Raw genomic sequence first — 10,069 nt, forward strand, 5'->3', positions numbered from 1 at the left:
GGACTAGTGAGACTCCTGTGAGGGGGCGCCATTGTGCACCGCCGCAAGGCCGTTCGTCACCCGTTCCATCCGCATGAAACGGGAACCCTTCACCAGCACCACCGTGTTCGCATCCAGGCGCGGCGCCAGCGCTGCGATTAGCGCCTCTGCCGTCGCAAAACGCTGCCCGCCTTCGCCGAAGTTGTGCGCGGCCACCGCGCTCATCTCACCCAGAGCGTACAGCTCGTCGATGCCCTTGCTCTTCGCGTAACCGCCGACCTCGTCATGCAGCTGCGCACTGGTCATCCCGACCTCGCCCATGTCGCCGAGCACGAGGACGGTACGGCCGGTCGTCGATGCCAGCACGTCGATCGCCGCGCGTACCGAATCGGGGTTCGCGTTGTAGGTATCGTCAATGATGAGCGAACCGCCGAGACCCGCGCGCCGCTGCAGCCGGCCCGGCGCACCGCTGAAACCGGACAAGCCTTCGACAACGGCATCATGCGACGCCCCGGCCGCAAGGCAGGCCGCAGCAGCCCCTGCCGCATTGCGCACGTTGTGCTCGCCGGGCACCGGGAGCTCGAACTCCACGCCACCTTCGGCAGTCGTCAGCTTTACGTGCGTGCCGAGCCCATGGACCTGCCCCGTCGCCGTCACGTCGGCGGCATGGCCCGCCGCGAAGGTCACGACGGCACGCCCGCGGTTGAACTCCCGCCATAGCGCGCAGTGCGCGTCGTCCGCATTCACGATGGCGACGCCGTTCGTGCCGAGGCCGCCGTAGATCGCGCCCTTCTCCTTCGCGATCTCGACCAGCGACCCCATGCCCTGCAGGTGCGCGCGCTGCGCGTTGGTGACGATCGCCACACCCGGGCGGGCGATGTCCGTCAGATACGCGATCTCGCCCGGATGGTTCATGCCCATCTCGATCACCGCCGCGCGGTGGTGGTCGCGCAGCTCCAGCAGGGTCAGCGGCAGGCCGATGTCATTGTTGAGATTGCCGACCGTCGCCAGCACGCCGTCCGGCGCGTGCCCGTCGTGCCGCAGCTGGGCGCGCATGATCGCGGCGCACATCTCCTTGACCGTGGTCTTGCCGTTGCTGCCGGTGATGCCGATGAGGGGAATGTGGAATCGGCTGCGCCAATGAGCCGCAAGCACGCCGAGCGCGAGGCGGGTGTCCCCGACCACGACGCGCGGCATGTCGGCATCGCCGTGCTCGCGCTCCCAGTCCTCATCCACCATGACCGCAACCGCGCCCGCCGCAATGGCCTGCTCGACGAAATCGTGGCCGTCGAAGCGTTCGCCGCGCAAGGCGACAAACAGCTGACCGGCGCGGATACGCCGGCTGTCCGTGCCGACGCTGGTAAACGTGGCGTCACCATTTACTACCCGAAAACCCGGCAAGCCACCGATGTCGCTCAGGTTCAGCATTTGCCAGCCCCCTTCACGCGATTCCATTCGAGCAACGCGGTGCGTGCCTGTTCGACATCCGAGAAGGGCAGGCGCACGCCCATGATCTCCTGATACGGTTCATGCCCCTTGCCGGCGAGCACGATGACGTCGTCGGCCGCCGCCTCGCCCACCGCGAGGCGGATCGCCTGCGCGCGGTCGATGACGCGATCGGCCTGCGGGCCGGCCCCTTGCATGATGGCGTCGATGATCTTTACCGGATCCTCGCTGCGCGGGTTGTCGCTGGTCACGATCACGCGATCGGCGAACTGGCGCGCAACGTCGCCCATGAGCGGGCGCTTGCCGGCGTCGCGGTCGCCCCCGCATCCGAACACGCACACGAGGCGCCCGCCACGCGTCGCCACGGTCGCACGGACCGCTTCGAGCACCTTCGCGAGCGCATCCGGCGTGTGCGCATAATCGACCACGACCAGCGGTTCGCCGACGCCGCCGACGAGCTGCATGCGGCCTTCCGGCGGAGTCAGCTGCGCGATGGCATGCACGATGTCGTCCAGCGGCAGGCCGCGCGCGAGCAGCGCACCGGCCACCGCCAGCAGGTTCGAGACATTGAACGGCCCGACCAGGCGCACATCGAGCTCGCGGCGCGCCCCCTCGAATGCCAGCACGAAACGCACGCCGGACGGCGACATCCTGACATCCTGCGCACTCAGCACCCGCGCGCCATGGGGGGCCGTCGCATGTTCCGCGACCTGCGTGTAAGCGATCACCGGCAATCCCGCGGCCGCGAGCCGCCGCGCCTGATCCAGTCCGAAGGCATCGTCGAGATTGATCACCGCCGCCCCGAGGCCTGGCAGCGCGAACAGGCGTGCCTTCGCGGCACCGTAAGCTTCCATGCTGCCGTGGTAGTCGAGATGGTCGCGGCTGAGATTCGTGAACACGGCGACATCGAAAGCCACCGCGTTGACACGCTCCTGGTCGAGGCCGATCGAAGACACTTCCATCGTCGCAGCGCTCCCGCCGGCCGCAAGGAAGCCGGCCAGGATGCGATGCACTTCGAGCGCATCGGGCGTCGTGTTCAGGGTATCGGCGAGCTGGCCCGGGAACCCGTTGCCCAGCGTCCCGATCACGCCGCAGCGCTCGCCGAGCCGGCCAAGGGCGGCGGCGAGCCATTGTGTCACCGTCGTCTTGCCGTTGGTGCCGGTAACGCCGACCACCCACTGCCTTTCGGACGGGCGCCCGTGGATCAGGTGAGCAAGATGGCCGCCGAGACGGCGCAAGGCCGGAACGGGAATCGCGGGAACCGGAAGCCCCTCGATGCGGAAACCGTCGGCGTCGTCCCAGAGCACGGCCGACGCGCCCTGTTCGACCGCGGCGCCGACGAATCGGCGCCCGTCGGCGACGAAGCCCGGCCACGCGGCGAAGACGTCGCCCGGCTGCACGCGGCGCGAGTCGGCGGTGATGCCGGCAGGGTAGACACCGGCCCGGCTCAGGCGATCGAGAATCCCGGATGCAGCTTCGGCGCTCACATGTTCTCCTGCGCCGGCGCCGCCTGGCCCTGCTTCTGTGCAAGCTGCAGCGGCACCAGCGGGGCATCCGGCGCCACACCGAGCGCGCGCAGCGCTCCTTCGGTAATCTGGGCAAACACCGGCGCCGCCACCGCGCCACCGTAATACTGTCCCGCAGAAGGTTCGTCGATCATCACGGCAACGATAAGCCGGGGATCGGAAGCCGGGGCGAGTCCGACATAGGACGAAACATATTTGTTCGTGTAGTGCGCCCCTTCGAGCTTGATCGCGGTACCCGTCTTGCCGGCCACGCGATAGCCGGCGACCTGCGCCTTCGGTGCGGTGCCGCCCGGGCCCGATGCCAGTTCGAGCATGCCGCGCATCTCGCGCGCAGTCGCTGGAGAAAAGATGCGCTTGCCACCCGTGGGCGGCGCATCGAGACGCGTCAGCGACAGCGGAACCAGCTCACCATCGCGCGCGAACGCGAGATAGGCGTGCGCCATCTGGATCAGGCTCACCGACACGCCATGGCCATAGGACATCGTCGCCTGCTCGATCGGCTTCCACGTCTTCGCCGGGCGCAGGCGGCCGCCGGCCTCGCCGGGGAAGCCGAGATTGAGCGGCTTGCCGAAGCCGAGGTCATCGTAGAGGCGCCACATTTCGTCGGGGGTGAAATGCATCGCGACCTTCACCGTGCCGATGTTCGAGGACTTCTGGATCACCTGCGCCACCGTCAGGGCGCCGTTGCGGTGCGAATCCGAGATCGTCGCCCTGCCGATCGTCAAGCGGCCAGGCGAGGTATCGATGATCGTCCCGGCCTGCACCTTGCCGCGTTCGAGCCCCAGACTGACGATGAAGGGCTTCATGATCGAGCCCGGCTCATACACGTCGGTGAGCACGCGATTGCGCAGTTGCGCCCCACTCAGGTTGGAGCGGTTGTTGGGGTTGTAGGTCGGCGCATTCACCAGCGCAAGCACTTCGCCGGTGCGGGCGTCGAGCACCACCGAAGCGCCCGCCTTCGCCTTGTGCGTCTGCATCGCCTGGCGCAAGGCCGAGTACGCGAGGTACTGGATCTTTGCGTCGATCGACAGCGCAATATCCTGCCCGTCGCGCGGGGCACGGATCGCCTCGACGTCCTCGATCACCTGCCCACGACGATCGCGCAGCACGCGGCGCGCACCCGGCTTGCCGGCCAGGGTGGCCTCGAAGGCGAGTTCGACACCTTCCTGCCCCTTGTCGTCCACCCCGGTGAAGCCGAGGACGTGCGCCATCACCTCGCCGCCGGGGTAGTAGCGTCGGTATTCCTGCTGCTGGTGGATGCCGGCGAGCTTCAGGTCGGCGATCTGCTGCGCGGTCTCGGGCGACACCTGGCGCTTGAGATACACGAAATCGCGTCCCGCGGCGAGACGGTGGTTCAGCTCCTGGACGTCCATTTCCAGCAAGCCGGCGAGCTTGCGGGCATCGGGCGGAGTCAGCGTCACGTCCGTCGGGATGGCCCAGATCGAGCGCACCGGCGTGCTCACTGCCAGCATGTCGCCATGGCGGTCGGTCACGCGGCCACGCGTCGCGGGAACCTCCAGCACGCGCGCATAGCGCGACTCGCCCTTGGCCTGCAGGAATTCGTTATTGACGCCCTGCAGATACATCGCACGGCCGACCAGCGCCAGCGAGCAGGCCATCAGCCCGAGCATCACCGCGCGCGGACGCCAGGTCGGCAGACCGTGCCGCAGCAGCGGGTTGTGATTGAACGTGACGGTACGCTGTTTGGTCATTTCACCCCCTCGATCGAGAACACCTGCCCCGGTGCCGGGGGACGCATCCCGATGCGTTCGCGGGCAATCTTTTCGACCCGCGCATGCGCGGCCCACGTACTTTGTTCCAGCTGCAGCTGGTCCCACTCGACTTCGAGCCCGTGCGCGCGGTTCTGCTCGCGCTCGAGCTCGGAAAACAGCTTGCGCGCCTGGTGCTGCGACGCGACCACGCCGAGCGCGCTCGCCACGGCCACGGCCACAAGGAAGGCGTCGGCGCGGATCATGCCGGGACCTCCGTGCGCTCGGCGACGCGCATCACGGCACTGCGCGCGCGCGGATTGGCGGCGACTTCCGCATCGCCCGGCCGCTGCGCCTTGCCGACCAGCGCCAGCCGCGGCTTGGGCAGATCCGCGGCACGCACCGGCAGACGCGACGGCAGCTGCGGCGGACGCGATTCGTCACGCATGAAGCGCTTGACGATGCGATCTTCGAGCGAGTGAAAGCTGATCACGGCCAGCCGCCCGCCCGGATTCAGGCGGACCACTGCGGCCGGCAGGATCAGCGAAAGCTCTTCGAGTTCCTGATTGATGAAAATCCGTAGAGCCTGGAAACTGCGGGTCGCCGGGTGCTGCCCCGGCTCGCGTGTACGGACCGCTTTTTCCACGATCTCGGCAAGCTGTCGAGTGGTTGCAACAGCCCCCCCTGTCCGAGCAGCTGCAATCGCCTTTGCAATCGCATGAGCAAACCGTTCTTCCCCATAATCCCTGAGCACCTCCGTGATTTGCGCGACAGACGCCTCTGCCAGCCATTGCGCCACGGTCTGGCCGCGGCTCGTGTCCATGCGCATGTCGAGCGGCGCATCGAAACGAAAACTCATGCCCCGCTCCGGCTCGTCGAGCTGCGGTGAGGACACGCCAAGATCGAGAAGAACGCCATCCACCCGCGCCACGCCCAGCTGGTCCAGCTCGGCCGCGAATTCGCTGAAGGGCGCATGGACGAGTGACAGGCGGGGGTCGGCGATCTGCCGGCCGGCCGCGATGGCCACCGGATCGCGATCGAACGCGATGAGACGCCCTGCGGGCCCGAGCGCGGCAAGGATCGCGCGGCTGTGGCCGCCCCGCCCGAACGTGCCGTCGACGTAGATCCCGTCGGGCCGAACGGCCAACGCATCGACAGCTTCGGAGAGGAGCACGGTGACGTGCTGCGGCAGGCGGCTCACAGCGCCAGACTCTCGAATCCGGCCGGCAGGGCGCCGGCGGACAGCGCCAGCATCGCCTCCTGCTGCTTCTGCCAGCCGGCATCGGACCACAATTCGAAATGGGAACCCTGGCCGACCAGCCAGACCTGCTTGTCGAGGCCGGCCCACTGGCGCGACGACGGGGCGACGAGGACGCGCCCGGCACCGTCCAGTTCCTCTTCCTGCGCAAAACCGATCAGCAGGCGCTTCAGCGCGGCGGCGGACTGGTCGAGGCCGGGCATCGCAGCCACCTGCTCGCGGATCGGATCCCAGACCGCCTTCGGGTACACCAGCAGACACTTGTGAGGATGGGCAGTGACGACCAGGGGCGCCCCGTCGGGAACGAGGGCGTCACGATGCCGTGCGGGGATCGCGAGGCGACCCTTGGCATCGAGACTGAGCGCAGCGGCTCCCTGGAACATTCACCCCCCTGACTTTTTCCCGTCGAGGCAACCTGAATATGCCACCACGACCCACTTTTCACCACCCGCACCCACTTTAGAGTAAAGGAATTTGAGGGTCAAGCCGAAGTCACGGACTTTTCCGTTGTTACACAATGACTTATAGACAGCGAGCGCGTTGCGATAAAACCTGAAAAATCAAGGCAGATAGCGCAACTTCATGAGAAAAACGGCGAGATTCGGGCGCATCCCGGCCCCGGGGTGGGGAACTGTGGGAAATTGCACACGGAAGTGGGGAAAAACCGCCGAGGCGACGGTAAATTAGGAGGGATGAAATTATTCCGGAGCTAGAGGATGCAATACGCCCGGAAAATTCTGGAATTTAGTGGCAAATAGGGGAAAATATCTGGACACCAACCCCCAAAAATCCGCGTTTCTATCCCGCATCGTGAAATATTCGGGATTAGCGCAACCTTGCGGCCCCTGTTGCGGCCACGTTGCGGCCACTCTCGTCACCTTGCGGGCGCTGTTGCGGGCGCATTGCGGGCGCCTGCCAGTCACAATCGGTCAGCCGCTTGTACATGCATGTATGCCAAGGCAAGCAGGCCCAAGCCGACCCACATGAGCGGGCCGCCGAAGGTACTGGCAATGTGAGTCGAGCCAAGCAGCGCGGGCAACCCTACCACAGATAGCAAGACGGCGCGCTTAATGAGCTTCTCTTTCCGCTCTCGGCGCGCCAAGGCTGCGAAGTGCGCGGCGACCTGGAAGCCGCAGCGACAGGGGGCAGCGTAGCGGCTGGTGAGCTTCCAGCACGAGGGGCACGCGATCAGGTTGGGATTATGCGGGTCGAACGACTCGCCGATGACCAGATCACCGCCGACGTGCCCGACCTGAACGTTGTTGTTGCCGTCAATCCTTTGATTCGCCATACATGGACTCCAGTTCTCTACGGAGGTAATCCACCCAACGGCGGAACTCCACGTCCTTCATGTCCGCACGGGAGGTCTTGCCGGTGACGAGCTGGCGCCGCTGCTTCGCGTAGTCGTCATCCCACCCGAGCTGTTCTAGAAAGTCCTTCTCGATTCTGAACAAGTGGCCGCGCGTATGTGCGTAGCCCTCGCGCCTTGCCGCCTTCTCCAAGCGCCCCTGCTGTGTACTGTCGAGCTTGGCTTCCAGCCAGGGGATGACTTCCGCCGCTCTGGACTCATCGAACAGCCAGATGGCCTTCCAGTTCTTGGGGTCGAGGTCGAAGGCTTTCGCCAAGTCCCCGTACAGCGCGCCGAACTTGAACGCCTTGCCCAAGCGCTGATAGCGGTAGTCGTTGATCTGCTTGAGAAGCCCTTCGATTCGGGCACGGAAGGCGGGATTCGCGCCGAGGGAACCGGCGGGCGCGGTCATCTCGATCTTCGGCCCCTTGGTGGTGCGGATGGTCATGCTCCCCACCGTGCCCGCGACCTGGACGTTCCCGTTGCCCTTGATGGATTGTCGGGCGACCTTGCCGCCGCCCGCCTGGATGTTGTTGTCGCCCTCAATGGACTGAGCCGGGACGGCCCGGTGGCGCGGGGCCTTCGGCTTGGCGGGCGTGGCCTCTTCCAGCGCTCGGCGCAACTTCACAACCTTCTCGTCTTCCATGTGCTCCCCTTTCCAAACATCCTCACCACGGGGCCTCGCGAAACACGAAGCCCATTCATGCAACAAGTCGCAGCACTTTGGCTGCTGCCGGCTTGACCTTGGCGGGCTCGCCCTCTGCAAGCTCCGCGAGCACGAGCACAGTCTCAACGAACTTCTCCGGTGGCAGAAACCGCTGCTCGCGTACCTGCCAAGCTTGTAGCTCAGTCATTGCGGCATACAAGGTCTCGTTTCCCGCACCGCAGGTAGTCCCGGCTCCCTTCTCGCCTCTAAAGACAAAGTTCAGATCAATCATTCGTTTATTGCACAAATCAATGATTTCTGAATTAGGAAGGGACTGGGCCTTCTTGCGATTGTTGAAGGCCTGGGGCGACATACCCAGCATTTTTGCAAGGTCTGCGTCTGTAGCTGCGTCCGCTGCTTCCTTAAGCCTCAGGAGGACGCGCTCCACGTAATCTTTATCTTCCATACACGCCTCATTTGCACTGATACAGTTTTCGTGTATCATTGCCTTACAGAGTAGTTCGCTTTTATCCATTTTGCGACAGAGGCAGGCATGGGACAACAACTCAAGACGGCGGAAGAAGTCCGCGTCGACTTCGAGCGGCGTGGCATCAACGTGACGCAGTGGGCGCGGGATCGCGGTTTGACCCGCCAAGCCGTGTTCGCCGTGCTCGGCGGCAAGACCAAGGGCAAGCGCGGTGACGCACACAAGGCCGCCGTGCTGCTGGGCATCAAGGATGGCGTGATCGACGCAGAGAACGAGCAACAGTGAGCCGTTCGCTATACCGGTGACGAACCTTACCGCCGCGCCCGCCATGATGCTGCCCGTCCCGCTCCAAGCCACTTTGCCGACCAACGTCGTGTCCGCGCCCGTCGTGGCGAGTGGCGGGCAATGGCTGAGCGTCGAGGACTTCTCGACGCTGGCCGGCATTGCCGATCGGCGGGGGCGCCGGGCGTTGTCGCGGGCGATGGAAGGCTTAACGTGGAATGGGCACCAACTGACGGTGCGTTCCATAGCTGGTCAGGGCGGGAAATCCGGCGAACGCTACGAAGTCTTCGCCCCGTCGCTGCCCGCGCCGCTGTACGCCAAGTGGCTTGCAGCCCGCGCCCGCCAGCCGATGCCCGAAGCGCCTGCGGTCACCGTCACCGTGCAGGTCATCACCCACGACCCAGCCGCCGGCAAGCGGTCCGCGAAGGCGCTGTGGGTGCTCTCCATCATCCGGCCCATTCTCGGGCTGAAACGGCACACGCCGGAACGCTCGGCCGCGATTGCCGAGGTGCTTTCACGCGAACACACCCGCCCGGACGGCAAGGCCGTGCGGGTGAGCAAGAGCCAACTATACGAGTGGTTGAAACGCTACGAGGCCGCCCACGTGGATGGACTCAAGCCGCGCCAACGCGCCGACATCGGAAAGCGCCGCGTGCTGGTCACCCGTGAATGGGACAAGGCATGCCCGCTCGACGAGGGGTCGAAACAGGCCGTGGCCGAGGTGCTCGCCGACTACGTGCGCTCGCTGTGGGCGTCGGGCGCGGCCGGCTGGGCGGTGATCCAGCAGTTCGCCAGCCTGAAGCTCGAAGAGATGTCGCGCGGGGCCGGCTGGGATGCGCCGACGATGACGATGAAACCCGCCTGCCGCCTGTCGCGCGCTTTCATCGAGCAATACCGTCGGAGCAGCCTGCTGGCGGTGGCGGACAAGGATGCCAAGCGCTTCTTCGACGAACACATCCCGCGCATCCGCCGCAGCCGCGCGGACCTCAAGCCCATGGACGTGGTGGTGGGCGACGTGCACCCGATCGACATCGCCATCCCTCGCGCGGACGGTTCGATTGCCTACCCGCGCGCCATCTGCTGGCACGACGTGGCGACCAATCGCCTATTCGTGTGCCTGGTGCTGCTGGAAAAGGGCGAAGGTATCCGGCAAACCCACGTGGCGAGCGCCTTTGCCGCGATGTGCGGGGTGTGGGGCCTGCCGCTCACACTCTACCTGGACAACGGCTCGGAGTATTCGTGGCACGAGATGATGACCGCTTTCGCGGAAATCTCACGCCTGACGCAAACCCTGCAGCAGCGCTTCACCGTGGCCGAGCTGCCCGCCAGCGGCGAGCTGTGCGAGCTGGTGAGCGAGCAGCGCCAGGTGGTGCGCGCCAACCCCTACA

11 protein-coding genes are annotated in these 10,069 nt (G+C 65.8%); 2 read left to right on the top strand and 9 right to left on the bottom strand.

Annotated features, from left to right (window positions below):
• Nucleotides 1-3 precede the first annotated feature (3 nt).
• The 9 genes from GPA22_RS19695 to GPA22_RS19735 form a co-directional block, all read right to left on the bottom strand.
• Nucleotides 4-1,407, bottom strand: coding sequence for a UDP-N-acetylmuramoyl-tripeptide--D-alanyl-D-alanine ligase (locus GPA22_RS19695; RefSeq protein WP_169257769.1), 1,404 nt, complete (start codon nucleotides 1,405-1,407; stop codon nucleotides 4-6).
• On the bottom strand, nucleotides 1,401-2,912 hold the full coding sequence (locus GPA22_RS19700; RefSeq protein ID WP_169257770.1) for a UDP-N-acetylmuramoyl-L-alanyl-D-glutamate--2,6-diaminopimelate ligase: 1,512 nt from the start codon (nucleotides 2,910-2,912) through the stop codon (nucleotides 1,401-1,403). Before GPA22_RS19700 ends, GPA22_RS19695 begins: the two co-directional genes overlap by 7 nt.
• Nucleotides 2,909-4,663 carry a peptidoglycan D,D-transpeptidase FtsI family protein gene (locus GPA22_RS19705; protein WP_169257771.1) on the bottom strand — a complete coding sequence of 585 codons (1,755 nt, stop codon included), beginning with the start codon at nucleotides 4,661-4,663 and terminating at the stop codon, nucleotides 2,909-2,911. The genes GPA22_RS19700 and GPA22_RS19705 overlap by 4 nt, the downstream gene beginning before the upstream one ends.
• Nucleotides 4,660-4,926, bottom strand: coding sequence for a cell division protein FtsL (gene ftsL, locus GPA22_RS19710; protein ID WP_169257772.1), 267 nt, complete (start codon nucleotides 4,924-4,926; stop codon nucleotides 4,660-4,662). The genes GPA22_RS19705 and ftsL overlap by 4 nt, the downstream gene beginning before the upstream one ends.
• On the bottom strand, nucleotides 4,923-5,861 hold the full coding sequence (gene rsmH, locus GPA22_RS19715; RefSeq protein WP_169257773.1) for a 16S rRNA (cytosine(1402)-N(4))-methyltransferase RsmH: 939 nt from the start codon (nucleotides 5,859-5,861) through the stop codon (nucleotides 4,923-4,925). Before rsmH ends, ftsL begins: the two co-directional genes overlap by 4 nt.
• On the bottom strand, nucleotides 5,858-6,301 hold the full coding sequence (mraZ, locus tag GPA22_RS19720; RefSeq protein WP_169257774.1) for a division/cell wall cluster transcriptional repressor MraZ: 444 nt from the start codon (nucleotides 6,299-6,301) through the stop codon (nucleotides 5,858-5,860). The genes rsmH and mraZ overlap by 4 nt, the downstream gene beginning before the upstream one ends.
• A 536-nt stretch (nucleotides 6,302-6,837) precedes the next feature.
• Nucleotides 6,838-7,209, bottom strand: coding sequence for a hypothetical protein (locus GPA22_RS19725; RefSeq protein ID WP_169257775.1), 372 nt, complete (start codon nucleotides 7,207-7,209; stop codon nucleotides 6,838-6,840).
• Nucleotides 7,190-7,912, bottom strand: a complete 723-nt coding sequence (locus tag GPA22_RS19730; RefSeq protein WP_169257776.1) for a hypothetical protein — start codon at nucleotides 7,910-7,912, stop codon at nucleotides 7,190-7,192. Before GPA22_RS19730 ends, GPA22_RS19725 begins: the two co-directional genes overlap by 20 nt.
• 55 nt (nucleotides 7,913-7,967) lie before the next feature.
• A complete protein-coding gene (locus tag GPA22_RS19735; RefSeq protein WP_169257777.1) occupies nucleotides 7,968-8,378 on the bottom strand; it encodes a helix-turn-helix domain-containing protein in 411 nt (136 codons plus the stop codon).
• Nucleotides 8,379-8,465: 87 nt separating this feature from the next.
• Between GPA22_RS19735 and GPA22_RS19740 the strand changes: the two genes are divergently transcribed.
• Nucleotides 8,466-8,684, top strand: coding sequence for a DNA-binding protein (locus GPA22_RS19740; protein WP_169257778.1), 219 nt, complete (start codon nucleotides 8,466-8,468; stop codon nucleotides 8,682-8,684).
• 43 nt (nucleotides 8,685-8,727) lie between these two features.
• The coding region (locus GPA22_RS19745; RefSeq protein ID WP_169257779.1) for a helix-turn-helix domain-containing protein at nucleotides 8,728-10,069 on the top strand (1,342 nt) is incomplete at its 3' end.

This window comes from Aromatoleum toluvorans (assembly GCF_012910905.1).
Lineage (GTDB): Bacteria > Pseudomonadota > Gammaproteobacteria > Burkholderiales > Rhodocyclaceae > Aromatoleum > Aromatoleum toluvorans.

Coding starts and splice junctions, on each gene's coding strand:
- GPA22_RS19695 (WP_169257769.1), bottom strand. CDS start 1,407: ATGCTGAACCTGAGCGACATCGGTGGCTTGCCGGGTTTTCGGGTAGTA.
- GPA22_RS19705 (WP_169257771.1), bottom strand. CDS start 4,663: ATGACCAAACAGCGTACCGTCACGTTCAATCACAACCCGCTGCTGCGG.
- ftsL (WP_169257772.1), bottom strand. CDS start 4,926: ATGATCCGCGCCGACGCCTTCCTTGTGGCCGTGGCCGTGGCGAGCGCG.
- mraZ (WP_169257774.1), bottom strand. CDS start 6,301: ATGTTCCAGGGAGCCGCTGCGCTCAGTCTCGATGCCAAGGGTCGCCTC.
- GPA22_RS19725 (WP_169257775.1), bottom strand. CDS start 7,209: ATGGCGAATCAAAGGATTGACGGCAACAACAACGTTCAGGTCGGGCAC.
- GPA22_RS19730 (WP_169257776.1), bottom strand. CDS start 7,912: ATGGAAGACGAGAAGGTTGTGAAGTTGCGCCGAGCGCTGGAAGAGGCC.
- GPA22_RS19735 (WP_169257777.1), bottom strand. CDS start 8,378: ATGGAAGATAAAGATTACGTGGAGCGCGTCCTCCTGAGGCTTAAGGAA.
- GPA22_RS19740 (WP_169257778.1), top strand. CDS start 8,466: ATGGGACAACAACTCAAGACGGCGGAAGAAGTCCGCGTCGACTTCGAG.